The organism is Streptomyces sp. SLBN-31 (genome assembly GCF_006715395.1).
GTDB lineage: Bacteria > Actinomycetota > Actinomycetes > Streptomycetales > Streptomycetaceae > Streptomyces.
Genome location: NZ_VFNC01000002.1, coordinates 1,687,197 through 1,712,174 on the forward strand (window position 1 = coordinate 1,687,197; position 24,978 = coordinate 1,712,174).

Annotated in this window: 24 protein-coding genes; 6 read left to right on the forward strand and 18 right to left on the reverse strand. The window is 70.8% G+C overall.

Annotated features, from left to right (window positions below):
• Nucleotides 1-60: 60 nt before the first annotated feature.
• From nusB to FBY22_RS27780, 13 genes are all read right to left on the reverse strand, one after another.
• Nucleotides 61-495 (reverse strand): transcription antitermination factor NusB, encoded by a 435-nt coding sequence (nusB, locus tag FBY22_RS27715; RefSeq protein ID WP_142150453.1) that lies wholly within the window; start codon nt 493-495, stop codon nt 61-63.
• A gap of 2 nt (nt 496-497) precedes the next feature.
• The gene (gene efp / locus FBY22_RS27720; RefSeq protein WP_020117452.1) at nt 498-1,064 is read right to left on the reverse strand and encodes an elongation factor P; all 567 of its coding nucleotides are present in this window, start codon (nt 1,062-1,064) and stop codon (nt 498-500) included.
• Between the two features lie 52 nt (nt 1,065-1,116).
• The gene (locus FBY22_RS27725) at nt 1,117-2,223 is read right to left on the reverse strand and encodes an aminopeptidase P family protein (protein WP_142150455.1); all 1,107 of its coding nucleotides are present in this window, start codon (nt 2,221-2,223) and stop codon (nt 1,117-1,119) included.
• A 151-nt stretch (nt 2,224-2,374) separates the two neighbouring features.
• On the reverse strand, nt 2,375-3,226 hold the full coding sequence (locus FBY22_RS27730; protein ID WP_142150457.1) for a Pro-rich N-terminal domain-containing protein: 852 nt from the start codon (nt 3,224-3,226) through the stop codon (nt 2,375-2,377).
• Nucleotides 3,227-3,391: 165 nt separating this feature from the next.
• A complete protein-coding gene (gene aroB / locus FBY22_RS27735; RefSeq protein WP_142150459.1) occupies nt 3,392-4,483 on the reverse strand; it encodes a 3-dehydroquinate synthase in 1,092 nt (363 codons plus the stop codon).
• Nucleotides 4,480-4,995 (reverse strand): shikimate kinase, encoded by a 516-nt coding sequence (locus FBY22_RS27740; RefSeq protein ID WP_142150461.1) that lies wholly within the window; start codon nt 4,993-4,995, stop codon nt 4,480-4,482. Before FBY22_RS27740 ends, aroB begins: the two co-directional genes overlap by 4 nt.
• Nucleotides 4,992-6,176: a chorismate synthase gene (gene aroC / locus FBY22_RS27745; RefSeq protein WP_142150463.1), complete on the reverse strand. Its 1,185-nt coding sequence runs from the start codon at nt 6,174-6,176 to the stop codon at nt 4,992-4,994. Before aroC ends, FBY22_RS27740 begins: the two co-directional genes overlap by 4 nt.
• Nucleotides 6,177-6,331: 155 nt before the next feature.
• The gene (locus FBY22_RS27750) at nt 6,332-7,147 is read right to left on the reverse strand and encodes a shikimate dehydrogenase (RefSeq protein ID WP_142150465.1); all 816 of its coding nucleotides are present in this window, start codon (nt 7,145-7,147) and stop codon (nt 6,332-6,334) included.
• The gene (gene mltG / locus FBY22_RS27755; RefSeq protein ID WP_142150467.1) at nt 7,147-8,817 is read right to left on the reverse strand and encodes an endolytic transglycosylase MltG; all 1,671 of its coding nucleotides are present in this window, start codon (nt 8,815-8,817) and stop codon (nt 7,147-7,149) included. Before mltG ends, FBY22_RS27750 begins: the two co-directional genes overlap by 1 nt.
• Nucleotides 8,818-8,946: 129 nt before the next feature.
• Nucleotides 8,947-9,411: a Holliday junction resolvase RuvX gene (ruvX, locus tag FBY22_RS27765; protein ID WP_058926501.1), complete on the reverse strand. Its 465-nt coding sequence runs from the start codon at nt 9,409-9,411 to the stop codon at nt 8,947-8,949.
• Nucleotides 9,412-9,446: 35 nt separating this feature from the next.
• Complete coding sequence (gene alaS / locus FBY22_RS27770; protein WP_142150469.1) at nt 9,447-12,119, reverse strand: alanine--tRNA ligase; 2,673 nt, start codon at nt 12,117-12,119, stop codon at nt 9,447-9,449.
• Nucleotides 12,119-12,481 (reverse strand): hypothetical protein, encoded by a 363-nt coding sequence (locus tag FBY22_RS27775; protein WP_142150471.1) that lies wholly within the window; start codon nt 12,479-12,481, stop codon nt 12,119-12,121. The genes alaS and FBY22_RS27775 overlap by 1 nt, the downstream gene beginning before the upstream one ends.
• Before the next feature lie 9 nt (nt 12,482-12,490).
• Nucleotides 12,491-12,934, reverse strand: a complete 444-nt coding sequence (locus tag FBY22_RS27780; protein WP_142150473.1) for a DUF948 domain-containing protein — start codon at nt 12,932-12,934, stop codon at nt 12,491-12,493.
• A 151-nt stretch (nt 12,935-13,085) separates the two neighbouring features.
• On the opposite strand from FBY22_RS27780, the gene FBY22_RS27785 reads away from it, so the two are divergent.
• On the forward strand, nt 13,086-15,239 hold the full coding sequence (locus FBY22_RS27785) for an AAA family ATPase (protein ID WP_174267274.1): 2,154 nt from the start codon (nt 13,086-13,088) through the stop codon (nt 15,237-15,239).
• A 24-nt stretch (nt 15,240-15,263) separates the two neighbouring features.
• Here FBY22_RS27785 and rpsD read toward each other — a convergent pair whose 3' ends face one another.
• The 3 genes from rpsD to FBY22_RS27805 all read right to left on the reverse strand — a co-directional run bounded on the left by rpsD (nt 15,264) and on the right by FBY22_RS27805 (nt 18,247).
• Nucleotides 15,264-15,878 carry a 30S ribosomal protein S4 gene (gene rpsD / locus FBY22_RS27790; protein WP_142150476.1) on the reverse strand — a complete coding sequence of 205 codons (615 nt, stop codon included), beginning with the start codon at nt 15,876-15,878 and terminating at the stop codon, nt 15,264-15,266.
• Nucleotides 15,879-16,175: 297 nt separating this feature from the next.
• Nucleotides 16,176-17,531 (reverse strand): replication-associated recombination protein A, encoded by a 1,356-nt coding sequence (locus FBY22_RS27800; RefSeq protein WP_142150480.1) that lies wholly within the window; start codon nt 17,529-17,531, stop codon nt 16,176-16,178.
• Between the two features lie 56 nt (nt 17,532-17,587).
• Entirely contained in the window at nt 17,588-18,247 is a 660-nt protein-coding gene (locus FBY22_RS27805) for a vitamin K epoxide reductase family protein (protein ID WP_142150482.1), read from the reverse strand.
• A gap of 146 nt (nt 18,248-18,393) precedes the next feature.
• Here FBY22_RS27805 and FBY22_RS27810 point away from each other — a divergent pair, with 146 nt between their 5' ends.
• From FBY22_RS27810 to FBY22_RS27825, 4 genes are read left to right on the forward strand one after another with little or no spacing between them, the layout of a single operon-like run.
• Nucleotides 18,394-19,260 carry an ABC transporter ATP-binding protein gene (locus FBY22_RS27810; protein WP_142150484.1) on the forward strand — a complete coding sequence of 289 codons (867 nt, stop codon included), beginning with the start codon at nt 18,394-18,396 and terminating at the stop codon, nt 19,258-19,260.
• Nucleotides 19,257-20,102, forward strand: a complete 846-nt coding sequence (locus FBY22_RS27815) for an ABC transporter permease (protein ID WP_142150486.1) — start codon at nt 19,257-19,259, stop codon at nt 20,100-20,102. Before FBY22_RS27810 ends, FBY22_RS27815 begins: the two co-directional genes overlap by 4 nt.
• Nucleotides 20,060-21,316 (forward strand): sensor histidine kinase, encoded by a 1,257-nt coding sequence (locus FBY22_RS27820; protein WP_174267275.1) that lies wholly within the window; start codon nt 20,060-20,062, stop codon nt 21,314-21,316. The genes FBY22_RS27815 and FBY22_RS27820 overlap by 43 nt, the downstream gene beginning before the upstream one ends.
• Entirely contained in the window at nt 21,313-21,936 is a 624-nt protein-coding gene (locus FBY22_RS27825; protein ID WP_142150488.1) for a response regulator transcription factor, read from the forward strand. The genes FBY22_RS27820 and FBY22_RS27825 overlap by 4 nt, the downstream gene beginning before the upstream one ends.
• A 43-nt stretch (nt 21,937-21,979) precedes the next feature.
• On the opposite strand, the gene hisS is transcribed toward FBY22_RS27825, so the two are convergent.
• Both hisS and FBY22_RS27835 read right to left on the reverse strand, forming a co-directional pair.
• The gene (gene hisS, locus FBY22_RS27830) at nt 21,980-23,242 is read right to left on the reverse strand and encodes a histidine--tRNA ligase (protein WP_142150489.1); all 1,263 of its coding nucleotides are present in this window, start codon (nt 23,240-23,242) and stop codon (nt 21,980-21,982) included.
• A gap of 11 nt (nt 23,243-23,253) precedes the next feature.
• Entirely contained in the window at nt 23,254-23,961 is a 708-nt protein-coding gene (locus FBY22_RS27835; RefSeq protein ID WP_142150491.1) for an MBL fold metallo-hydrolase, read from the reverse strand.
• A 189-nt stretch (nt 23,962-24,150) separates the two neighbouring features.
• Here FBY22_RS27835 and FBY22_RS27840 point away from each other — a divergent pair, with 189 nt between their 5' ends.
• Entirely contained in the window at nt 24,151-24,969 is an 819-nt protein-coding gene (locus FBY22_RS27840) for a peptidylprolyl isomerase (protein ID WP_142150493.1), read from the forward strand.
• Nucleotides 24,970-24,978 lie beyond the last annotated feature (9 nt).

Below are 24,978 nucleotides of genomic sequence, written 5' to 3' on the forward strand. Positions count from 1 at the left end.
CGGGAACGCCAGGGGGCCCGCAGCACTCACGCTGCGGGCCCCCTGGCGATGTCGTGCCTCTTACGCCTCGTCGCGGCGCAGGGAGGGCTTCAGCTCCTTGAGCCGGCCGAGCAGACCGTTGACGAAGGCGGGCGACTCCTGGGTGGAGAACTCCTTCGCCAGCTGCACCATCTCGTCGAGGACGACGGCGTCCGGGACCTCGTCCACCCAGATCAGCTCGTAGGCGCCCAGACGCAGGAGGTTGCGGTCCACGACCGGCATCCGGTCGAGCGTCCAGCCGACCGAGTACTGCGCGATCAGCTCGTCGATCCGCTTCGCCTGCTTGGCGTAGCCCTCGACCAGCTGCATCGTGTACTCGCTCACCGGCGGCTGCCGGGTGTCGTCCCGGGAGAGCCGGATCCAGTCCGCGAGGACGGTCAGGACGTCGGCGCCGCGCTGGTCGCCCTCGAAGAGGATCTGGAAGGCGCGCTTGCGGGCCGTGTTGCGGGCAGCCACGGTTAGCTGTTCACCCGGCCGAGGTAGTCGCTGGTACGGGTGTCGACCTTGATCTTCTCACCGGTGGTGATGAAGAGCGGGACCTGGATCTGGTGACCGGTCTCCAGGGTGGCGGGCTTGGTGCCACCGGTGGAGCGGTCGCCCTGCAGGCCCGGCTCGGTCTCCTGGACGACGAGCTCGACGGCGGCCGGCAGCTCGACGAAGAGCACCTCGCCCTCGTGCTGCGCGACGGTGGCGGTGAAGCCCTCGATGAGGAAGTTCGCGGCGTCACCGACGGCCTTGCGGTCGACCATGAGCTGGTCGTAGGTCTCCATGTCCATGAAGACGAAGTACTCGCCGTCCATGTACGAGAACTGCATGTCGCGCTTGTCGACAGTGGCCGTCTCGACCTTGACGCCGGCGTTGAAGGTCTTGTCGACGACCTTGCCGGAGAGCACGTTCTTGAGCTTGGTGCGCACGAAGGCGGGGCCCTTGCCGGGCTTGACGTGCTGGAACTCGACGACGGACCAGAGCTGGCCGCCTTCGAGCTTGAGCACCAGGCCGTTCTTGAGGTCGTTCGTGGAAGCCACGGTTGCGGAATCTCCTGGACTGACGTGGACGACCCCGGCGCGCGCACGTTGCCTATAGTGCGAGCAGTTCCTTGGTCGTGATGGTGAGTAGCTCGGGTCCGCCGTCCGCCTCGGGGCGGACGACGAGCGTGTCATCGATCCGGACGCCGCCCCGGCCCGGGAGGTGGACCCCCGGTTCGACGGTGACCGGCACGCAAGCGTCCAGTTTACCCATGGCCGCAGGGGCCAGCTGCGGGTCCTCGTCGATTTCGAGTCCCACGCCATGGCCGGTGAGGAACGGCAGTCCCCCGGCGTACCCCGCCCCGTCGAGCACCTGACGGGTGACGCGGTCGACGTCACGGCAGGCCGCGCCGGGTGCGAGGGCCTCCCGTCCGGCGCGCTGCGCGGCGAAGACCAGGTCGTACAGTTCGATCTGCCAGTCCGCGGGCGAGGTGCCGATCACGAACGTCCGGCCGATCTCACAGCGGTAGCCGCGGTAGGTGGCTCCGAGGCAGACGGAGAGGAAGTCGCCCTCCTCCACCCGCCGGTCGGTGGGGCGGTGCGCGCGGCGGCCGGAGTTCGGTCCGGTGGCGACGGAGGTGGGGAAGGCCGGGCCCTCGGCGCCGTGGTCGACCAGCCGGCGTTCGAGTTCGAGGGCGAGGTGGCGTTCGGTGCGTCCCACCAGGATGGACTCCAGGAGCTCGCCGAGGGCCTGGTCGGCGATCTCGGCGCCGATGCGGAGGCAGGAGATCTCCTCCTCGTCCTTCACCACCCGCTGCTGTTCGACGGCGCCGCCCAGGTCGGCGATGCGCAGGCGCGGGGCGACGGAGCGGATCTCCCGGTGCCGGGCGACCGTGAGATGGTGCTCCTCCACGGCGAGGGAGTCGGCGCCCTGGGCCGCGGCGAGGTCGGCGGCGGCGACCGCGGGATCGCCCTGGCCCGCCGTGAGGTACTGCACACGCAGGGCCTCGTCGGGCCGGCCTTCCGCGGGGCGGTCGTCGGGCGGGCCGGGGCACAGCAGCAGGTCTTCCGTCCGGCCCAGGAGGAGGACGGCGTCGTGCGGGGCGGTACCGGCGAGGTAGCGGACGTTGGCGGGGCGGGAGACGAGCGCTGCCGCGTGGCCGGCCGCGCTGTATTGCTCCCTGAGCCGGGTTCGGCGGTTCGCGTACATCTCTGACATGAGATGAGCGTAGGAGGGATGGGAGATTTGTGCCGGTTTAGGTGTCGATCGGGGGAAGGGGTGCCCGGAGGGGTGGTGTGCCGGGTGCGGGTCCGTGGGGGCTGATCGCGCAGTTCCCCGCGCCCCTTCAGTCGGCTCCCACGCTCGGCGTCTACCAGCTCGGTGGGCTGGCGATCGACCTCGCCAGGACGTCGTCCAGGATGCGGGCCGTCTGGGGGACGTCCAGCTGGCTGTTGTCGATGATGGGGAGGCCGGAGCCGTACCAGCCCGCCATGCGGCCGTGGATCCGGGCGACCTCCTCGTCGGTGAGGCGGCGGTTGCCGGAGCGCTCGGCGTTGCGCTCCAGGACTATCTCCAGGCCGGGGAGCAGAACCACCGGCAGCAGCCCTGGGCCGACATGGCGCTTCCAGCCGCCCAGACCGACGACGGGGCGGTCGGGGAACACGGCGTCGTCGAGGATGCAGGAGATGCCGTTGGCCAGGAAGTTGCGGGCGGCGAAGCCGCAGGTGCGCCGGGCCAGGCGGTACTGGGCCTCGGAGTTGTCGTTCCACCCGGACTGGGGGTCGGCGAAGCCGGAGCGCACCCACTCGCGGACGTCGTCGAGGCTGATGTGGGCCGTGGGCACCCTGCGGTGCTCGGCCCAGTACTTGGCGACGCTCGTCTTGCCGGCGCCCGCGGGGCCGATCAGCAGGACCGCGAGGGTCGTGGTGGCCGGGTCGGGGGCGCTCGCGGGTGCCGTGCCGGGCATGGTGACCGGGCCGCCCGGGGGCAGCGGGACGTGGCCGGTGGTGTCGGGAGGCGGCGGGGCCGGGTTGTGGTGCGGGGCGGGGGGAACCGGGCCCTGGGGCGTGAACCCCGGAGCCGGTGGCGGCGGGGGCACGGGCGCGGAGCCCTGGGGCGGCCCCGGGTGGCCCGGGTGGTGTGCGGCCGGCGACCAGCCGGCGCCAGGTCCGTGCCCCGGCTGGTGGGGCGGCGGCAGCGGAGAACCCACTGCGTGCTGCATCCGGTGCCACTCCGTCTCGTACAGGCGATTGACCCTGGCGGCAGGGTACGGGCCCCGCTTCCTACCGAACGGTACCTTCCCCGGCCGCCGTTTGTTGAACGGCCGGGGACGGCTCGAAGTGCCCACGTCGGCAAGGCAAATGGGACGGAACACGCTCCGGCGGACTTACTCGCCCACTTCGCCGTACGCGGCGAGCAGCACGGCCGGGTCGGGACCCTCCAGGACGGTGGGCTTGGCCAGGCCGTCGAGGACGATGAAGCGGAGCAGGTCGCCGCGGGACTTCTTGTCGACCTTCATCGCCTCCAGCAGCTTGGGCCACTGGTCGTAGCGGTAGTGCAGCGGGAGGCCGACGGATTCGAGGACGGTGCGGTGACGGTCCGCCGTCGCGTCGTCCAACCTGCCCGCCAGACGGCCGAGTTCGGCGGCGAAGTGCATGCCGACCGAGACCGCGGCGCCGTGCCGCCACTTGTAGCGCTCGTTCTTCTCGATGGCGTGGCCGAGCGTGTGGCCGTAGTTGAGGATCTCCCGCAGTCCCGACTCCTTGAGGTCGGCGGAGACGACCTCGGCCTTGACCCGGATGGAGCGCTCGATGAGCTCGGCGGTGTGCGGGCCCTGGGGGGTGCGGGCGGCCTGCGGGTCGGACTCGATGAGGTCCAGGATCACCGGGTCGGCGATGAAGCCCGCCTTGATGATCTCGGCGAGCCCGGAGACGTAGTCGTTGACCGGGAGGGAGTCCAGCGCGGCCAGGTCGCACAGTACGCCGGCGGGCGGGAAGAAGGCGCCCACCAGGTTCTTGCCCTCGGCGGTGTTGATGCCGGTCTTGCCGCCGACCGCGGCGTCCACCATGGCCAGCACGGTGGTCGGTACGGCGATCCAGCGCACCCCGCGCAGCCAGGTCGCGGCGACGAACCCGGCCAGGTCCGTGGTGGAACCGCCGCCGACGCCTACCACGACGTCGGAGCGGGTGAAGTTGGACTGGCCGAGTGCCTTCCAGCAGTAGGCGGCGACCTCGGCGGTCTTGGCCTCCTCGGCGTTCGGCACCTGGATGGCGATCGCCTCGTAGCCCTGCTCGGTCAGGTCGGCGCGCAGCGCGTCACCGGTCTCCGCCAGCGCCTCGGGGTGAACCACCGCGACCCGCTTGGCCTTCTCCCCGATCAACCCGGCCAGCTCGCCCAGGAGTTGACGCCCCACCAGGACTTCGTACGGCTCGGACCCCGCCGTGCCGCCGACCTGGATCCGGGTGACTGCCTCGCTCATGCCTGCTTCAACTCCAACGCGTCCAGGGCGACTTGCGCGACCTCTTCGGGGGTACGGCCGTCGGTCGCGACGACGACCGTGGCGACCTCCTCGTACAGCGAGCGCCGGGCCTCCATCAGCTCGCGCCACTGCTTGCGCGGGTTGACCGCGAGCAGCGGGCGGGCGGTGTTCAGCCCCGTGCGCTTGACGGCCTCCTCGACGTCCATCGAGAGGTAGACGACCCGGTGCCCGGCCAGCAGCGCGCGGGTGTCGGCGTCGAGGATCGAGCCGCCGCCCAGCGCCAGCACGCCCTCGTGTCCGGCCAGTGCCTCGCGCACGGCGGCCTTCTCGATCGCCCGGAAGGCCGGCTCGCCGTCGTCGACGAAGATCTCGGCGATGGTGCGGCCCTGGGCGGCGACGATGTCGTCGTCGGTGTCCCGGTAGCCCACGCCCAGGCGCTCGGCCAGCAGCCGCCCCACCGTGGACTTGCCCACGCCCATCGGTCCGACCAGGACGACCTGCGCAGCGGTCATCGGATGGCCAGGTTCTCGAGGTAGGAGCGCACGTTGCGGCGGGTCTCGGGGACGCTGTCGCCGCCGAACTTCTCCGCCACCGCGTCCGCCAGGACCAGGGCCACCATCGCCTCGGCGACAATGCCGGCGGCCGGCACCGCGGAGACGTCGGAGCGCTGGTGGTGGGCCTGGGCGGCCTCGCCGGTGGCCACGTCCACCGTCTGCAGGGCCCGCGGCACGGTCGCGATGGGCTTCATCGCCGCCCGCACCCGCAGCAGCTCACCGGTGGACAGACCGCCCTCGGTGCCGCCCGAGCGGCCGGAGACCCGTCGGATGCCCTCGTCGGTGCCGACGATCTCGTCGTGCGCCTTGGAGCCGGGGACGCGGGCGAGTTCGAAGCCGTCGCCGAGCTCGACGCCCTTGATCGCCTGGATGCCCATCAGCGCGCCGGCCAGGCGGGCGTCCAGCTTGCGGTCCCAGTGCACGTGCGAGCCCAGGCCGACCGGCACGCCGTAGGCCAGGATCTCCACCACGCCACCGAGGGTGTCGCCGTCCTTGTGGGCCTGGTCGACCTCGGCCACCATCGCCTTCGAGGCGTCCGCGTCCAGGCAGCGCAGCGGGTCGGCGTCCAGCCGCTCCACATCGGCCGGCGTCGGGTACACACCCTGCGGCGCCTTCACCGAGCACAGCTCCACGACATGGCTGACGATCTCGATGCCGGCCGTCTCCTTCAGGTACGACCGCGCCACCGCGCCGAGCGCGACACGGGCCGCGGTCTCCCGGGCCGAGGCGCGCTCCAGGATCGGGCGGGCCTCGTCGAAGCCGTACTTCTGCATGCCCGCCAGATCGGCGTGACCGGGACGGGGCCGGGTCAGCGGGGCGTTGCGGGCCAGCCCGGCGAGGATCTCCGGGTCGACCGGGTCCGCCGCCATGACCTGCTCCCACTTGGGCCACTCGGTGTTGCCCACCATGATCGCGACCGGGGAGCCGAGGGTCAGGCCGTGCCGGACGCCACCGAGGAAGGTGACCTCGTCACGCTCGAACTTCATGCGCGCACCGCGACCGTAGCCGAGCCGGCGCCGGGCCAGGTGGTCGGCCACCATCTCCGTCGTGATCGGCACGCCCGCGGGAAGGCCCTCCAGCGTCGCCACGAGTGCGGGGCCGTGGGACTCCCCCGCGGTCAGCCAGCGCAACCTGCTCAACGGTGCTCCTCAAATACTCGCGCGCCGGTACAGCCCTGCGTACGCGCGTCCTCGCGTACGGCGACGGCGCGACCGGATGCGCGGCTCCGGCCCGCCACCCCCGATCCTCCCATGTCCGGGATGCGACTCCGATCCGCGTCCGGCAAACGGACGGATCAGGCCGTCCGCGCGGCCTCGCGCATCGCGGCCAGCGGCGAACGCGGGTCCCCCGTGAACCGGCGGAACTGGAAGACCGCCTGGTGCACCAGCAGATCGAGGCCGCTGAGCACCGGGCCACCGCGGTCCTGCCAGGCGGCGGCGAGCGGCGTGGGCCACGGCTCGTAGAGGACGTCGAAGAGCGTGCCGACCCGGGCGGGGAGCCGCTCGGCGAGGTCGTCGGTGCCTCCGGCGGGCGTCGTGGAGATCACCAGGGGCGCGTCGAAGGCGCGTATCGCGTCGGCCCAGTCGGCCGGCCGGACCTGGACGCCGAGCCGTTCGCCCCACTGCCGCATCTCGTCGGCGCGCCGCTCGCTGCGCACGTACACCGTGACCTCACCGGTGCAGAGCCGGGCCAGTGCCGCCAGCGCCGACGAGGCGGTGGCGCCCGCGCCCAGGATGGCCGCCGACTCGACCTTCTCCACGCCTCGCTCCTGCAGCGCGGCGATCAGCCCGGGGATGTCGGTGTTGTCGCCGACGCGCTTGCCGTCCGCGCGGAAGACGACGGTGTTGACGGCCTCCACCGAGGCCGCCGTGTCGGTGATCTCGTCGAGCAACGGGATCACCGCCCGCTTGAGCGGCATGGTCAGGGACAGTCCCGCCCACTCGGGACCCAGCCCCTCGAGGAAGCCGGGCAGCGCGGCCTCGTCGATCTCGAACCTGTCGTACGACCAGTCGTCCAGGCCGAGCGCCCGGTAGGCCGCGTTGTGCAGCCGCGGGGACAGGGAGTGGCCGATGGGCGAGCCGAGCACGGCCGCCCTGTGGGTTGCTGCCATCAGTTCTTGTTCCTCGACGCATTGAATTCGTCGACCAGCTTGTTGTGCTCGGCGAGCGTCTTGGTGAACTTGCTGGTCTTGCCGTCCAACGAGATGAAGTAGTACCACCCGTCGTGCGTGGGGTTGAGCGCGCCCCTGAGGGCTTCCTCGCCGGGGTTGTCGATCGGGCCGGGCGGCAGGCCCTTGACGTAGTACGTGTTGTACGGGTTGTTGTACTTGCGCAGCTCGGAGATGCTCAGGTCGATCTTGCTCTGGTTCTTGATGTAGTTGTACGTCGAGTCGAACTCGAGCGAGCCGTAGGTCTCGGGGTTGCCGCGCTTGAGACGGTTGTAGACGACCTCGGCCATCTTGCGGAAGTCGTCGTGGCTGACCCCCTCGGCCTGGACCAGGCTGGCCACGGTGAGCAGCTGCCAGGGGTTGTCGAGACCGAGGCTCTTGGCCTTGTTCGCGAGGCCGAGCGCGGCGTACTTGTCGCTGGCCCGGGTGACCATGTCCTTCAGGACTTCCTCGGGCTTCTGGCCCTTGCTGGCCGCGTAGCTGGAGGGGTAGAGGAACCCTTCCAGCGGATCTTTGAGGTTGGGGTGGTTCAGCGCCCAGGACGGCAGACCGAGCTTCTTGTAGTCGTTCTTCGCGACCTTCGCCGTGGTGCCCTCGGGCACACCGAGGCGGGCGTCGAGCAGCGCGTAGACCTGCGAGTTGCGCAGGCCCTCCCGAATGATCAGGTTGTCGCGGCTCTTCGGGCTCAGCATCAGATCGACCGCGCTCGCGGCCGACATGTGCTTCTCCAGCGTGTAGACGCCGTCCTGGATCTTCTTGCCGTCGGGGTTGGACTGCTGCGCCGAGACGAACGCGTCGACGCTCTCGACGACGCCCGCCTCCTTCAGCTTCTGCCCGATCACATAGCCGCCGGCGCCCTTGGGGATGACGACGGTGACCGACTGGCCGTTGCCGTCGCCCGCGAAGTCGGGGGCCGGGCCGAAACGATCCTGGTAGAACTGCCAGCCGAAATAGCCGACGCCACCGAGGCCGCCGCCGAAGACCAGCACGAGCACGAGGCAGGCGCAGCCGTTGCGGCTCTTCTTCGGTTTCTTGCCGCCGCGCGCCTTGCGGCCCCCGGCGGGGTCGTCGTCCTCGTCCTCTTCGTCGTCACCGCCCGCGAAGAAGGCGTGCTCTCCCTGGTCGGGCCCGGGGTCCCAGTCAGTGTGCTGCGGTTCGGGCTCGGCCTGCCTGCGGCTGGGCGGCTCGGGCGGCGGGTAGGCGTCCGGGGTGCCGTAGTAGTCGGACTGGTCACCGCCGTAGGAGGCGGCGGCCTGCTGGGCGTAGGGGTCCTGCGGGTCCGTGTACCTGACGTCGGTGTACTGGGCGTGGGTGTCGGTGCCCTGGCCCCAGGCCTGCTGGTCGTACGACTGCTGCTGCTGTGTGTGACCCGCGTAGTACTGCTGGTCGTACTGCTGGTACTGCTGCGCCTGCCCGTATCCGGTCTGTTGGCCGTCGTGCCAGCCGCCGTGGTTCTGCTGCTGCTGCGGCTGCTCTGGATAGTGCTGCGGCTGGCCGCCGTAGGGGGACTGCGGGCCCACCTGGGCCTGCTGTCCACCCCATCCGTCGTCCCCGTAGTACGGGTCCTCCGGATGCCACGGTTCGGAGCCTTGGCCCCGGCCATACTCAGTCATCAAACCCCTAGAGCCGCGAGGCGGTTGATCGCGCGGCCTCGGTGGGGGCCCGCTCACGGTTCCGCCTCTTGCTGTGCACCGGCTGTTCGATTCAGCGGCGCAATCGCGCGGAACGTTACCGTATCGCGATCAGATGACCACTTCGACGCCCTCGCCGGGTGCTTTACCTGACACCCGTTCGGATTCCAGGGCCTGCTGCAGGATGATCACAGCGGCTGCCTGGTCGATGACCGAGCGGCCCTTCTTGGACTTCACGCCCGAGGCGCGCAGTCCCTGACTGGCCGTCACCGTCGTCATCCGCTCGTCCACCAGGCGGACCGGTACGGGCTTGATGCCCCTGGCCAGCTCCTGCGCGAAGGCGCGGACCTTCGCCGCGGCGGGGCCCTCGCCCCCCTTGAGGGAGCGAGGGAGGCCGACGACGACCTCGATCGGCTCGTACTCCTCGACCAGCTGCCTCAGTCGGCGGTGCGCCGCCGGAACGTCCCTGCCGGGGACGGTCTCGACGGGGGTCGCGAGGATCCCGTCGGGGTCGCAGGACGCGACCCCGATCCGGGCGTCCCCGACGTCCACGGCGAGGCGGCGGCCCCGGCGCATCACCGGGCCGCTCTCACCGGATTCCTGCCCTGCGCTCACTTGGCCGTGTCCGCCACGAGCCGCTCGACCGCGTCGACGGCCTCGCCGACGGCGGCCGGGTTCTGGCCGCCGCCCTGCGCGACGTCGGGCTTGCCGCCACCGCCGCCGCCGAGGGTCTTTGCGGCGGTGCGAACCAGGTCACCGGCCTTCAGGCCGCGCTCGCGGGCGGCCTCGTTGGTCGCGATGACCGTGAGCGGCTTGCCGTTGTTGACGGCGAAGAGGGCCACCACGGCGGCGCGTCCGCCATGGATGCGGCCGCGCACGTCGAGGACCAGCTTGCGCAGGTCGTCGGGGGTGGTGCCGTCCGGGACCTGCCCGGTGACGACCGCGATGCCGCGGACGTCCTTGGCGGTCTCGACGAGGCCGGCGGCGGCCTGCAGCACCTTCTCGGCGCGGAACTTCTCGATCTCCTTCTCGGCGTCCTTCAACTTGCCGAGCATCGAGGAGACCTTCTCCGGCAGCTCCTCCGGGCGGCCCTTGAGCAGCTCGGTCAGCTGGTTGACGACCGTGTGCTCGCGAGCCAGGAAGCTGTAGGCGTCGACGCCGACGAGGGCTTCGATACGGCGGACGCCGGAGCCGATGGAGGACTCGCCGAGCAGCTTCACCAGGCCCAGCTGGGCGGTGTTGTGCACGTGCGTGCCGCCGCACAGCTCCTTGGAGAAGTCGCCGATGGTCACGACGCGGACGCGCTCGCCGTACTTCTCGCCGAACTCGGCGATGGCGCCCTGCTTCTTGGCCTCGTCGATGCCCATGACGTCGGCACGGACGTCGAGGTCACGGGCGAGCACCTCGTTGATCTTCTGCTCTACGTCGGTCATCACGGCCGTGGGGACGGCGGACGGCGAGCCGAAGTCGAAGCGGAAGCGGCCGGGCTGGTTCTCGGAGCCGGCCTGGGCGGCCGTCGGGCCGAGCGCGTCGCGCAGCGCCTGGTGGGTGAGGTGGGTGGCCGAGTGGGCGCGGGCGATGGCCTTGCGGCGGCGGGCGTCGATCGAGGCGACGGCCTTGGCGCCGACGGTGACCTCGCCGACCTGGACGACGCCCTTGTGGACGTAGACGCCCGGGACCGGCTTCTGGCAGTCGCGGACCTCGATGACGGCGCCGGAGTCGGCCTTGATCTTGCCGGTGTCGCCGATCTGGCCGCCGCCCTCGGCGTAGAAGGGGGTGCGGTCGAGGACGATCTCGACCTCGTCGCCCTCGGTGGCGGCCGGGGAGGAGGCGCCGTCGACGAGGATGCCGACGATCGTGGACTCGCCCTCGGTGTCGCTGTAGCCGATGAAGTCGGTCTCGCCGACCTTGTCGGCGATCTCCCGGTAGGCGCCGGCGCCGGCGTGGCCGGTCTTCTTGGCCTGGGCGTCGGCCTTGGCGCGCTCCCGCTGCTCCTTCATCAGGCGGCGGAAGCCGTCCTCGTCCACGGACAGCCCCTGCTCGGCGGCCATCTCCAGGGTGAGGTCGATCGGGAAGCCCCAGGTGTCGTGGAGCAGGAACGCCTTGTCGCCGGGCAGGACGGTGCCGCCGGACTGCTTGGTCTCGGTGACGGCGGTGTCGAGGATGTTGGTGCCGGCCTTCAGCGTCTTGAGGAAGGCGTTCTCCTCGGCGACGGCGACCTTCTCGATGCGCTCGCGGTCGGTGACCAGTTCGGGGTACTGCTGCCCCATCATGCCGATCACGGTGTCGACGAGGTCCAGCACGACCGGGCCGGTGGCGCCGAGCAGGCGCATGTTGCGGATGGCGCGGCGCATGATGCGGCGCAGGACGTAGCCGCGGCCCTCGTTGCCGGGCGTGACGCCGTCGCCGATGAGCATGGTGGCGGTGCGCATGTGGTCGGTGACCACGCGCAGGGAGACGTCGGAGGCGTGGGCGGCGCCGTAGTGGACGCCGGTCAGCTCGGTGGCCTTCTTGATGACGGCCATGGAGGTGTCGATCTCGTACATGTTCTGCACGCCCTGCAGAATCATGGCGAGGCGCTCCAGGCCGAGGCCCGTGTCGATGTTCTTGCTCGGCAGGTCGCCGAGGATCTCGAAGTTGTCCTTGCCGGTGCCCTCGCCCCGCTCGAACTGCATGAAGACGAGGTTCCAGATCTCCACGTACCGCTCGTCGTTGACGGCGGGGCCGCCCTCGGCGCCGAACTCGGGGCCGCGGTCGTAGTTGATCTCGGAGCAGGGGCCGCACGGGCCGGGGACGCCCATGGACCAGAAGTTGTCCTTCATGCCCAGGCGCTGGATGCGCTCCATGGGCACGCCGACGACCTCGTGCCAGATGCGCTCGGCCTCGTCGTCGTCCTTGTAGACGGTGATCCAGAGCTTCTCCGGCTCCAGGCCGTAACCGCCCTTGTCCTGGGGGCTGGTGAGCAGCTCCCAGGCGAGCTTGATGGCGCCTTCCTTGAAGTAGTCGCCGAAGGAGAAGTTGCCGCACATCTGGAAGAAGGTGCCGTGCCGGGTGGTCTTGCCGACCTCTTCGATGTCGGGCGTGCGCACGCACTTCTGCACGCTGGTGGCGCGCGGGAAGGGCGGCTTGACCTCACCCAGGAAGTAGGGCTTGAAGGGCACCATGCCGGCCGGAACGAGGAGCAGAGTCGGGTCGTCCGCGATGAGCGACGCCGAAGGGACGACGGTGTGCCCGCGCTCCTCGAAGAAGCTCAGCCAGCGGCGGCGAATCTCGGCCGACTCCATCAGTGGTCCTCATTCCGGTTGTACGAGTTGTTCGAGTACGTCTGGTACGTCGAGCCCTCGACGTACTTCGGGTTGTTGCGGTTCTCGATGGCGGTGTGGCGCCGGGGCGCGGGGAGTTCGGGGGCCGCGTTGATGCCCAGGGCCTCCCCCAGCTCCTCCTCCCGCTGGGCCATGTTGTCGCGGACGTCGAGCGCGAAACCGACCGCGCGGTCCTTGATGCGGTGACCGGCCTCGATCGCCTTGTTGGCCGCGGCGGCGGCGAGGCTCTCGGGGGTCAGCTGCTTGAGCTTGCGGTTGACCTTGGTGGTGGCCCACACACCGGCGGCCACGCCCGTGCTGAACCAGAACGTACGGCGGAACATCGCTAGGTCTCAGTCCTTCTTCCGCTTGCCCCGCCGGGATGCCGGGACGGTCCGGCCCACGATCACGGTACGCCTCGGCTCCTTCGTGGGCATGTCGTCCCGACGGGTACCCAGGGCCCTGCGGACGCCGTAGCCGAAGGCCGCGACCTTGACCAGGGGGCCGCCGAAGGTGGAGGCGACGGTGGTGGACAGCGCCGAGGCGTTCGAGGTGACCTCCTGGACGTCGGTCGCGATCGCGTCGACCCGGTCGATCTGGGTCTGCGCGGAGCGCACCGCGGCGGAGGCGTCGGCCAGCAGCGGGACGGCCTGGTCGGTCACGTCCGCGACCAGCTTGGTTGTCGCTCTCAGCGTCTGGGCCAGCCTCGCGAGGGCCACCGCGAGGAAGGAGACCAGGATTGCCCAGAACACCGCCACCAGGATCCCGGCCACCTCACCACCGGACACCACGCGCACCCGCTCCCTCTGCTTGCCCGAACACTGGAAAGTCGTAGGCCGAGCCTATCGCGCCAGGGGTGGCGCTCCGCACCGGATTCCCTTCCACACGCTGCCGAGTTGCGCAAGGAGATTGTACGGAATGAACACGGTTCAGTACGCTCCGTATTCCATGCGGCAACATCAGCGCGACGGCGGTCCGACGGACGGCGACCTCCCTGAGGAGCTCGACGCCTTCGTGGGGCGCTCGGCCGAACTCGCCGGGCTGGCGCGGGCACTCGACGCCGCGCGGCTGGTCACGGTGACCGGCGCCGGCGGGGTCGGCAAGTCGCGGCTCGCGGCTCGGGCGGCCGCCCGGCACGCGGCGCGCGACGGCGTCCGGCGGGTGGAGCTGGCGTCGGTGCGGGATCCGCAGTTCGTGGACCACGCCGTCGCGGAAGCGCTGGGTCTGACCGATCACACGGCCCGGCCGCCGCGCGAGGCGCTGCTCGCCCATCTCGCCGAGGGTCAACTCCTGCTGGTGCTGGACGGGTTCGAGCATCTGGTGGACGCGTGTGCCGAGCTGGTGGGCGAGTTGCTGCGGTCCGTTCCCGGGCTCCGGGTGCTCGCGGCGGGGCGCCGTCCGCTGGGTGTGCCGGGAGAGCGGGTGTTCCCGCTGGCGCCGCTCGGCGAGGACGAGGCGGTGGAGCTGTTCACCGAGCGGGCCGCGCTGCACGCCGTGCCGGTCACGGAGGACCGGGACGTGCGCGCGCTGTGCCGGCGTCTGGACGGGATTCCGCTCGCGATCGAGCTGGCGGCGGGCAGGCTGCGGGCGCTGTCGCCCGGCCAGTTGCTGGAGCGGCTGGAGGACCGGTTCCGCCTGCTGACCGGCGGCGGCCGGGACGGGCTCCCCCGGCACCGGACGCTGCGTCTGGCGATCGGCTGGAGCCATGAACTGTGCACACCGCGCGAGCGGTTGCTGTGGGCGAGGCTGTCGGTGTTCGCCGGGCGCTTCGACCTGGAGGCCGTCGAGTACGTGTGCGGCGGGCACGGTCTCGACGCGGACGACGTCCTCGACGTACTGACGGAGCTGCTCGCGCAGTCGGTGATCGCGCGGGAGGAGACGCCGGCCGGGGTGCGCTACAGGATGCTGGACACCGTACGGGAGTACGGAGCCGACTGGCTGGAGGCGACGGGGGACGCAACCAGGCTGCGGCGGCGGCACCGGGACTGGTACCTGGGCCTGGCGATCTGGTGCGAGCTGGACTGGTTCTCGCCGCGCCAGGCCGAGGTGGCCGCGCGGGTGGAGGCGGAGCTGCCCAACCTGCGCTGCGCCCTGGAGCACTGCCTCACCGAGCCGGAGGAGGCCCATCTGGGCCAGTACCTCGGGGGCTCGCTGTGGTTCTGCTGGGTCGGCTGCGGGCGGCTGGCCGAGGGGCGGCACTGGCTGGAGCAGGTCGTGGAGCTGGACTCGGGCCACGACCGCTCGCGGCTGAAGGCCCTGTGGGTGCTCGGTTACGTGGCGGTCCTGCAGGGCGACCCGGTGGCCGCGCTGGCGGCGCTGGCGGAGTGCCGGGAGGCGGCGGAGCGCTGCGGGGACGCGACGGCGGTGGCGTACGCGGAGCACCGCACCGGCTGTCTGGCGCTGGTCACGGACGACATGCCGCGCGCGGAGCGACTGCTGCGCTCGGCGCTGGAACGCTACGAGGAGATCGGCGAGCTCAACAGCAATGTGCTGATGGGCCGGGTCGAGCTGGCGATGACGCGTGCCTTCCGGGGCGATCTGCCGGGCGCGGTGCGGATGTGCGAGGACGTGCGCCGGGTCTGCGAGGACCACGGCGAGCGCTGGGCGCGCACCTACGCGCTGTACGTCCTGGCGTACGCGGCCTGGGCCGACGGCGATCCGGCCCGGGCCCGCGCCCTGCTCGGCGACTGCCTCACCGCCGCCCACGCCTTCCACGACCTGCTCGGCTCGGTGCTGGCGGTCGAGCTGCTGGCCCTGGTCACGGTGGTGGAGGGCGATGCCGCCGAGGCGGCGGTGCTCCAGGGCGCGGCGGCCCGGATGTGGCCGTCGGTGGGGCTGCCGCTGTTCGGCTCGGCCCACTTCAACGCCCCGCACCAGCTGTGCGAGGCGACGGCCAGACAGCGGCTCGGCGACGAGCGGTACGAGGAGTGCGTACGGGAAGGGGCGCGGCTGGTGCGGGAGGACGCGGTGTCGCGGGCGCTGGAGCGGCCCCTGGGGGCCATGCCGTCGCCGCGGGAACCCGCGCGGTACGCCACGGCGAGCGCGCAGACGCACGAACCCGCCGCCTCCCGCACCCGGAAGGGCGGGGAGACGGCGGGCTGAGGTGGTACTGCCGCCTGCCGAGGATCAGCGGGCGTAGTACTCGACGACGAGCTGCTCGTCGCAGATGACCGGAACTTCCTTGCGGTTCGGCTCGCGGTCCAGGCGGAACGCCAGGGCCTTGAGGTTCACCTGCAGGTAGCGCGGGGTCTCGCCGTCGGGGGCGAAGCCGCCCTCACGGGCGATCTGGAAGAGGGTCTTCTCGCGGCTGCGCTCGCGGACCATCACGACGTCGTCGGGACGGACGCGGAACGACGGCTTGTCGACCTTCTGGCCGTTGACCTCGATGTGGCCGTGAACGACCATCTGACGGGCCTGGTAGATGGTGCGGGCGATGCCCGAACGCAGGACCAGGGCGTCGAGACGGCGCTCGAGCTCCACGATCAGGGCCTCACCGGTCTTGCCCTGCACCTTGGAGGCACGCTCGTAGGCACGGACCAGCTGGCGCTCGGAGACGTCGTACTGCGCGCGCAGACGCTGCTTCTCCAGCAGACGGACCTTGTAGTCCGAGTTCTGCTTGCGGCCACGGCCGTGCTCACCCGGCGGGTAGGGGCGGGCCTCGAAGTACTTGACGGCCTTCGGGGTCAGCGCGATGCCGAGGGCACGCGACTTCTTGACCTTGGGGCGGGGCTGGTTCGCCACTGTCTCTTTCTTCCTTCTGATATTCGGCTCGTCAGGGTTGAGGGAGGTCGCATCCGCAGCCGGGGAAACCCTCCGCGTCCTGGTGGACTCGGTGGGCAGCCGCTCCCCTGGTCTGGGCACATACGTGCAGCACGCGAGTGGCCCACCGACCTCTCCCGCCTCGCGACGAGTGGTGGTGGGCTGCCCGCGACACCATTCGAACGGTGCGCGACGCTCCTGGAACCCGCTGGGGGTTCCGGCCGGATGTCCCGCTCTGACTGCGCGGGACTCGGCACTCCGGCGAAGTCTACAGGGTTCTCATGGGCGCTTCCGACCGAGGTGGGTCCTGGTCCACTCCACGGCGTCCGCGTACCGTGCCTCCGCCCCGTGCCGGGTCGGGGTGTAGTACTCGCGGTCCTTGAGGGCGTCCGGGGCGTACTGCTGCTCGGCGATGCCCTCGGCCAGGTCGTGCGGGTAGACGTATCCCTGCGCGTGGCCGAGCTTGGCGGCGCCCTTGTAGTGCCCGTCGCGCAGATGCGGCGGCACGGCTCCCGCCAGTCCCTTGCGTACGTCGTCCAGGGCGGCGCCGATCGCGGTCGTCGCGGAGTTGGACTTGGGGGCCAGGGCGAGGGCGATGGTGGCATGGCTGAGGGTGAGGGCGGCCTCGGGGAAGCCGATCATGGCGACGGCCTGGGCGGCGGCCACGGCGATCGGCAGGGCGCCCGGGTCGGCCAGGCCGATGTCCTCGCTGGCGGAGATCATCAGGCGGCGGGCGATGAAGCGGGGGTCCTCGCCGGCCTCGATCATGCGGGCCAGGTAGTGCAGGGCGGCGTCGACGTCCGAGCCCCTGATGGACTTGATCAGGGCGCTGGCGACGTCGTAGTGCTGGTCGCCGTCGCGGTCGTACTTGACCGCCGCCCGGTCGACGGTCTCCTCGAGGGTGGTCAGGGAGATCTCCGTCTCGCCCTTGTCGAGGGCGGCGCCCGCGGCGGCCTCCAGGGCGGTCAGGGCCCGGCGGGCGTCGCCGCCGGCGATGCGCAGGAGGTGGTCCTCGGTGTCCTCGGGGAGGGCGACGGCGTCCTTCAGGCCGCGCTCGTCGCTCAGTGCCCGCCTGAGCAGTCCGCGGACGTCGTCGTCGGTGAGGGGTTCGAGGGTGAGCAGGAGGGAGCGGGACAGCAGCGGGGAGATCACCGAGAAGTACGGGTTCTCGGTGGTCGCCGCGATCAGCGTCACCCAGCGGTTCTCCACCGCGGGCAGCAGGGAGTCCTGCTGGGCCTTGCTGAAGCGGTGGATCTCGTCCAGGAAGAGGACGGTCTCCTTGCCGTATCCGCCGGTGGCGCGGCGGGCGCCGTCGATGACCGCGCGGACCTCCTTGACGCCCGCGGTGATCGCCGACAGTTCGACGAAGCGCTTGTCGGTGGCTTTGGAGACGACGTACGCGAGAGTCGTCTTGCCGGTGCCGGGCGGGCCCCACAGGATCACCGAGGACGGTCCGGCCGGGCCGCCCGCGCCCTCGCCGACGAGGCGGCGCAGGGGCGAGCCGGGCTTGAGCAGGTGCTGCTGGCCCACCACCTCGTCGAGGGTGCGCGGGCGCATCCGAACCGCCAGGGGGCTTCCTGCCGGATCCTTCTCCTGGCGTTCTTCTGCGGCTGCGGTGAACAGGTCGGGCTCCACGATGAAACCCTAAATCACCGCACTGACAATCCTTCCGGGCCCCGTGGGGCGCGGGGTCAGCTGGTCCAGAAGTCCCACCAGCGGGTCAGGACCAGCATGCCGATGATGCCGACGTGCAGGACGGGCAGGACCCAGGTGAACTCGCCGAAGAAGCCCTTCAGCCAGCGAGGGGCCGGCAGGAAGTCGTTGCGGACGTTGAACGAGGTCACGTACCAGAACATGGTGATCGTCGCGACCCAGGCCAGCGAGCACCACAGGCACAGCGCGTTGATGCGGTACAGCGACTGGAACTGCAGCCAGGTGCAGAAGGCCACCCCGAAGAGCGTGCCGAAGTTGAAGGTCAGCCAGTACCAGCGCGGGAAGCGGGCGCGGGCCAGCAGGCTCATGCCGACGCAGATGACGATGCCGTAGGCGACCAGGCCGAGCATCGGGTTGGGGAACCCGAACGCGGCGGCCTGCTTGGACTCCATCACGCTGCCGCAGGAGACGACCGGGTTGAGGCTGCAGCCCGGGGTGAAGGTCTTGCCCGCGACCTTGGCCTCGAGGAGCTTGAACTTGTCGATCGTGATGACCCACGCGGCGAGCAGCCCGGCCGCGCCGGTGATGATCAGCAGCAGGGCGAAGGCGCGACTGCCGCCGACCGTGCGCGTCTCGGAGGCCGCCGCGTTGCTCGGCTCGGGCTCGGTGGAGACGTCTTTGACTGTGGTCTTGCTCATCACGTCGATTCCGTCTGCTGGGGAGATGGACCTTCATCGGGCACGGGCCATTCTGCCGCACCCGGCACCCTGTCCACCGTTCGATGGACATAAGGAAGTACGCACGGTCGTCCCTGAGCGTTCGGTTCCGGACGAGGCTCGACGGCATGACGGCACACGTGAACGAACTCGCGGTGGATGTTCGGGGGCTGCGCAAGCGGTACGGGGACGTGACCGCGGTGGACGGCATCGACCTCGGCATCCGGCGCGGTGAGGTGTTCGGCCTGCTCGGACCCAATGGCGCGGGCAAGAGCACCACCGTGGAGATCCTCCAGGGAAACCGCGGCCGGGACGCGGGCGAGGTGTCGGTGCTCGGGTCCGATCCGGCGACCGGCACGCGCGTGTGGAGGTCGCGTGTGGGAATCGTCTGGCAGGACGAATCGGCGCCCGCTGAGTTGACGGTCCACGAGACGGTGCGGCATTTCGCGCGCTACTACCCCGCGCCGCGCGACCCCGAGGAGGTCATCGCCCTGGTGGGCCTGGAGGCGAAGGCGGGCAGCCGGATCAAGGCGCTGTCGGGCGGCCAGCGCCGCCGTCTCGACGTGGCCCTGGGGGTGATCGGCGATCCGGAACTGCTGCTCCTGGACGAGCCGACGACCGGCTTCGACCCGGCCGCCCGCCGCATGTTCTGGGACCTGATCCGGCTGCTGGCCGGCGAGGGCACGACGATCGTGCTGACCACGCACTACCTGGAGGAGGCGGAGGCCCTGGCCGACCGGCTCGCGGTGGTCGCCCGGGGCCGCGTGGTGGCCGAGGGCGAGCCCGCCGCCCTCCGGGAGCGGTACGGCACCGGGGCCACGGTCGAGTGGACGGAGGCCGACGGCACCGCCCGCCGCGAGCGCACCGACACCCCGACCAGGACGGTCTCCGAGCTCATGCGCCGCTTCGACGGCGAGATCCCGGGGCTGCTGGTGACCCGCCCCACCCTGGAGGACGTCTACCTCCAGCTGACCGGACAGGAGGACGCGCGATGACCACGACCGCCGTGGCGGCCCGGGCCGGGGCTCGGACCGGGCGGCTGCCCGGGGCGTGGGCCCTGGGGCTGAGCCGTGGGGCGCTGGAGATCAGGCAGTTCTTCCGCCAGCGCGACCAGGTCGTCTTCACCTTCTCCTTCCCTGTCGTCTTCCTGTTCCTGTTCGCGGCGATCTTCCACGACGACGTACGCGGCTCGGGTGTGAACGCCTCCCAGCTGTACGTCCCCGCGATGATGGCCTCGGGCATCATGTCGACCAGCTTCCAGTCGCTGGGCATCTCGATCGCCGTGGAACGCGACGAGAAGGTACTGCGCCGGCTGCGGGGCACGCCGATGCCGCCGGCCGCGTACTTCCTGGGCAAGATCTGGCTGGTTCTGTTCACCGGTGTCGTGGAGACGGCGATCCTGCTGTTCGCCGGCACCGCCTTCTACGGGGTGCGGCTGCCGTCGGACGCGTCCCGCTGGTTCGACTTCGGCTGGATCTTCGTGCTCGGGCTGACGGGCTGCTCGCTGCTCGGCATCGCGATCAGCTCGGTGCCCGGGTCGGCGAAGAGCGCGAGCTCGGTGGTCGTACTGCCCTTCCTGGTCCTGCAGTTCGTCTCCGGGGTGTACATCTCCATCGACACGATCCCCGAGTGGATGCTGAACGTCGGTGCCCTGTTCCCGCTGAAATGGCTGTGCCAGGGTCTTCGGGGCGTCTTCCTGCCGGACTCGGCACAGGTCCTGGAGCAGGCCGGGAGCTGGGAGTTCGGGAAGGTCGCCCTGGTACTGGCGGCCTGGTGCGTCGGAGGATTGGTGCTGTGTCTGCTGACCTTTCGCTGGAAGGAGCGGCGCGACGGCTGACCGGCCGTGGCGCGGCCCGCGGCGACCACGCCTGGGACCGCACGATCCGGCTCTGGGACGCCTACTTCGCCATCGCCTGGGCCGCCACCTTGACCTTCGTTCTCGTCGGCGGGGGGTCGCAGGGGCCGGTGCGCTCGGTCGCCGCCGGGCTGCTCGTGCCCCTCGTGCCCTGGTACATCGCCCTGGGGCGTGCCCTGTTGCAGGAGGCGCAGCCGGACGAGCGCCGGGCGCTGCGGTATCTGAGCGGGACGATGGCGCTGTTCCTGCCGTCGGCGGTGCTGGCCGGCGAGACGCGGTTGATGGCGTTCGCGCTCGTACCTCAGTGCTTCATGGCGCTGCGGATGCGCCGGGCGCTCGTCGCCGTCACCCTGATCAATGTCGCGCCGGTCGTCGGCTGGGCGCTGCTGTGGCACCCGGGCGGCAGGGACCTGCTGGGCAACTCGCTGTCCGTGCTGGTCAGTTTGGGCTTCTCGACACTGGTGGGCAGTTGGATCATCCGGATCATCGAGCAGAGTGAGGAGCGGGCCGAGCTGATCGCCGAACTCGACGCCAGTCGGCACGAGATCTCCCGTCTGTCCGCCGCGCACGGCGCCCTGGCCGAGCGGGAGCGGATGGCCCGGGAGATCCACGACACCCTGGCACAGGGCTTCACGAGCCTGCTGATGCTGGTCCAGGCGGTGGAGGCGGAACTGGACCACGACCTGCCCGAGGCCCGCCGTCACCTCGCCCTGATGGACGAGACGGCCCGGCAGAACCTCGCCGAGGCGCGCGCCCTGGTCGCCGGCGCCGCACCGGCCGACCTCGACGGTGCCTCCCTCCCGGACGCCCTGCGCCGCCTGGCGGCCCGCCACGAGGCGGCGCTCCGGGTGCGCGGTCCCGTGCGCACGCTGCCGGCCGGCCCCGAGGTGGTGGCCCTGCGCGCCTGCCAGGAGGCGCTGGCCAACGCCCGTAAGCACGCCGGGAGTTCGGCCACGGTGAGCATCGAGCTGACATACGCCGACGACGCGCTCACGCTTCTGGTACGCGACGACGGCCGCGGCTTCGACCCGGGTGCCCCCTGCGACGGTTACGGCCTGTCGGGGCTGCGGGCCCGGGCCACCGAGGTCGGCGGCACGGCACGGATCGACAGCGCGCCGGGGTTCGGCACGACGGTGACGGTCAGCCTGCCCCTATCTGCGTCGGCGTCTGCGTCTGCTGTGAGGAGTCACCCGTGATCCGTATCGTCCTCGCCGACGACCATCCCGTCGTGCGCGAAGGTCTGCGGGCGATGCTCAGCGCCGAACCGGACCTCGACGTGGTCGCCGACGCGGCGAACGGCCCGCAGGCGGAGGCGCTCGCGGCTGAACTGCGGCCCGACATCGTCCTGATGGACCTCCGGATGCCGGGCGGCGGGGGCGTCGACTCGATCGTGCGGATGAGTGAGGCGGGCCTGGCCTGCCGGGTGGTCGTCCTGACGACGTACGAGACGGACCGGGACATCCTGCGGGCCGTGGAGGCCGGGGCCGCCGGCTACCTGCTCAAGGACATGCCACGCGGTGAACTGGCGGAGGCGGTACGGGCGGCCGCGCGCGGCGAGACCGTACTGGCCCCGTCGGTCGCGGCACGACTGGTGGACCAGCTGCGGACGAAACCGGAGCGCCCCCGCCTGTCGGAGCGCGAGACGGCGGTGCTGCGCCTGGTGGCGGAAGGCTGCACGAACGCGGAGATCGGCCGCCGCCTGTTCATAGGCGAGTCCACGGTGAAAACCCATCTGCTGCGTGTCTTCGGCAAATTGGGCGTCGACGACCGCACGGCCGCGGTGACGAGCGCGATGCGGTTCGGGTTGTTGGAGTAGCGCGGGGGCGCCGGAGCGAGGCTCCGGCGCCCTGTCGCCGTTCTCAGCCGAGCCGTGACTCCAGCTCCGCCACGATCTCGTTCACGCCGATGGCCATCTGCTCGCCGGACTCCATGTCCTTGAGCTGGACGACGCCCTCGGCGAGGTCGCGTTCGCCGGCCACGATCGCGTAGCGGGCGCCGCTGCGGTTGGCGTTCTTCATCGCGCCCTTGAGGCCCTTGCCGCCGAAGGAGAAGTCCGCGGCGACGCCGACCTTGCGCAGTTCGGTGACCTTCGCGAAGAGGACCCGGCGGGCCTCCTCGCCGAGCGGCACCGCGAACACGCTGGTGGTGGAGGGCAGTTCGAGCTCGACGCCCTCCGCCTCCAGGGCCAGGACCGTGCGGTCGACGCCGAGGGCCCAGCCGACGGACGGCAGCGCGGGGCCGCCGATCATCTCCGACAGTCCGTCGTAGCGGCCGCCGCCGCCCACCGCGGACTGGGAGCCCAGACCGTCGTGCACGAACTCGAAGGTCGTACGGGTGTAGTAGTCCAGGCCGCGCACCAGCTTGGGGTCGTCCTCGAAGGCCACGCCCGCCGCCGTGATCAGCTCGCGAACCTCTTCGTGGTACGCCTTGCAGGCGTCGCAGAGGTAGTCGCGCAGCAGCGGCGCGTCGCCGAGCTGCTTCTGCACCGACTCGCGCTTGTCGTCCAGGACGCGCAGCGGGTTGATCTCGGCGCGGCGCAGGGTGTCCTCGTCGAGGTCGAGCCCGCGCAGGAAGTCCTGCAGCGCGGCCCGGTAGACCGGACGGCACTCCTTGTCGCCGAGGCTGTTGAGCAGGATGCGGAAGTCGCTGAGGCCCAGCGAGCGGTACGCCTGGTCGGCCAGGATGATCAGCTCGGCGTCGAGCGCGGGGTCCTCCGCGCCGATCGCCTCGGCGCCGACCTGCGAGAAGTGGCGGTAACGGCCCTTCTGCGGGCGCTCGTAGCGGTAGTACGAGCCGGAGTACCAGAGCTTGACCGGGAGGTTGCCCGTCTTGTGCAGGTTGGCTTCCAGGGCCGCGCGCAGCACGGAGGCGGTGCCCTCGGGGCGCAGGGCGAGCCTGTCGCCGCCCTTGGTCTCGAAGGCGTACATCTCCTTCGTCACGATGTCGGTGGACTCGCCGACACCGCGCGCGAAGAGTTCGACGTTCTCGAAGCCGGGGGTCTCGATGTAGCCGTAGCCGGCGGCGCGCAGCGGGGCGGCGATCGCCTCGCGCACCGCCAGGAACTTCGCGGAGTCCGGCGGGATCAGGTCGTACGTGCCCTTGGGGGCCTGAAAGGTGCTCACGAAGTCTCTCGTCACATTCCTCGTCGGGGAGCCTCGGCGGCTCCCTGGCCGGCGGCCACCTGCCGCAGATACGGGTTGGTGGCGCGCTCCTGGCCGATGGTCGTCTGGGGGCCGTGGCCGGACAGCACCACGGTCGAGTCGTCGAGCGGCAGGCACACGCGGGCCAGCGAGTCGAGCATCTCGGCCATGTCACCGCCGGGCAGGTCGGTGCGTCCGATGGAGCCGGCGAAGAGCAGATCCCCGGAGAAGAACACCGACGGGACGTCGGTCGTCTCGGGCATCCGGAAAGTCACCGACCCCTTGGTATGGCCCGGCGCGTGCGCGACGGAGAACTCCAGTCCCGCCAGCGCCAGTTGCGCACCGTCGGCCAGCTCCCTGACGTCGTCCGGCTCCCCCACGGTGAGCTCGCCCATGAGCGGCATCCCGATGGAACGGCCGAGCGCCTTCTCGGGGTCCGCCATCATGTAGCGGTCCTCGGGGTGGATCCAGGCGGGCACGTCGTGCGCGCCGCACACCGGGACGACCGAGGCCACATGGTCGATGTGGCCATGGGTGAGGACGACGGCGACGGGCTTGAGCCGATGCTTCTTCAGCGCTTCCTCGACTCCTTCGGCGGCCTGATGGCCCGGGTCGATGATCACGCACTCCTCACCGGCGGCGGGGGCGACGAGATAACAGTTCGTCCCCCAGGCCCCGGCGGGGAACCCGGCAATGAGCACGATCGTCCTTCGTTGTGTCGGTACGGGCGGCTGCGGTGGCCGGAACGAACGGCCGCAGCCACTGCCAGAGCCTACCGGCGCTGCCGAATCCTCAGCGAACCCATATACGGTACGGGGCACACGCAGGCGGTCGGCTCACAAGACGCACGCGTCCCAGTCGGCGTACGAGACGCATGAGGAGAAAACCCGGTGGTCAGCCAGGAACAGCGGAAGCGGCAGCTCGCGCGCGAGAAGTTTCTGCGGCAGCAGCAGCGGCGTACGGAGGCGCGGCGCAAGGCACGCATGCGCAACTCGGTGATCGCGTCGGTGCTCGGCGTGATCCTGATCGGCAGCGTGGCCCTGTACACGACCGGGGTGATGAAGGGCGACGACAAGGCCAACGCCAGCTCGCAGACCACCCCGAGCGCCACGCCCACCAGCAAGGCGCCGGACCCGTGCGAGAAGGCCGCCAAGGGCTCCGTGGAGAAGCTCAGCTGGAAGAAGGAGCCGGCGATGACGATCGACAAGTCGGCGAAGTACACGATGAAGCTCGCCACGACGTGCGGTGACATAGACATCGCGCTGAAGACGTCGGCGGCCCCGCACACCGTGAACTCCTTCGACTTCCTCGCCTCGAAGGGCTTCTTCGACCACACGAAGTGCCACCGGCTCACCACCAACGGCATCTACGTGCTGCAGTGCGGCGACCCGACGGGCAGTGGCAGCGGCGGTCCCGGCTACACGATCCCGGACGAGAACCTGAAGGACAAAAGCCTGAAGGGCGGTGTCTACCCGGCGGGCACGGTCGCGATGGCGAACACCGGGCAGAAGCACACCGGCGGCAGCCAGTTCTTCCTCGTCTACCAGGACAGTCAGTTGCCGCCCAGCTACACACCGTTCGGTACCGTGTCCGCGTCGGGCATGAAGGTTCTCAAGAAGATCGCCGCCGCGGGCGAGAGCACGGGTCAGGGCGACGGCGCGCCGAACGCCACGGTCGTGATCAACAAGGCCACGGTCACCAAGTCCTGAGTCTTTGAG

What these genes read in the sequence shown, in the direction of transcription:
- alaS (WP_142150469.1), bottom strand. Translation starts at nt 12,119, where the DNA reads ATGGAGTCGGCCGAGATTCGCCGCCGCTGGCTGAGCTTCTTCGAGGAG.
- mltG (WP_142150467.1), bottom strand. Translation starts at nt 8,817, where the DNA reads ATGACTGAGTATGGCCGGGGCCAAGGCTCCGAACCGTGGCATCCGGAG.
- ruvX (WP_058926501.1), bottom strand. Translation starts at nt 9,411, where the DNA reads ATGCGCCGGGGCCGCCGCCTCGCCGTGGACGTCGGGGACGCCCGGATC.
- FBY22_RS27730 (WP_142150457.1), bottom strand. Translation starts at nt 3,226, where the DNA reads ATGCAGCACGCAGTGGGTTCTCCGCTGCCGCCGCCCCACCAGCCGGGG.
- aroB (WP_142150459.1), bottom strand. Translation starts at nt 4,483, where the DNA reads ATGAGCGAGGCAGTCACCCGGATCCAGGTCGGCGGCACGGCGGGGTCC.
- FBY22_RS27815 (WP_142150486.1), top strand. Translation starts at nt 19,257, where the DNA reads ATGACCACGACCGCCGTGGCGGCCCGGGCCGGGGCTCGGACCGGGCGG.
- FBY22_RS27785 (WP_174267274.1), top strand. Translation starts at nt 13,086, where the DNA reads ATGCGGCAACATCAGCGCGACGGCGGTCCGACGGACGGCGACCTCCCT.
- FBY22_RS27740 (WP_142150461.1), bottom strand. Translation starts at nt 4,995, where the DNA reads ATGACCGCTGCGCAGGTCGTCCTGGTCGGACCGATGGGCGTGGGCAAG.
- FBY22_RS27750 (WP_142150465.1), bottom strand. Translation starts at nt 7,147, where the DNA reads ATGGCAGCAACCCACAGGGCGGCCGTGCTCGGCTCGCCCATCGGCCAC.
- FBY22_RS27775 (WP_142150471.1), bottom strand. Translation starts at nt 12,481, where the DNA reads ATGTTCCGCCGTACGTTCTGGTTCAGCACGGGCGTGGCCGCCGGTGTG.
- FBY22_RS27725 (WP_142150455.1), bottom strand. Translation starts at nt 2,223, where the DNA reads ATGTCAGAGATGTACGCGAACCGCCGAACCCGGCTCAGGGAGCAATAC.
- FBY22_RS27805 (WP_142150482.1), bottom strand. Translation starts at nt 18,247, where the DNA reads ATGAGCAAGACCACAGTCAAAGACGTCTCCACCGAGCCCGAGCCGAGC.
- FBY22_RS27810 (WP_142150484.1), top strand. Translation starts at nt 18,394, where the DNA reads ATGACGGCACACGTGAACGAACTCGCGGTGGATGTTCGGGGGCTGCGC.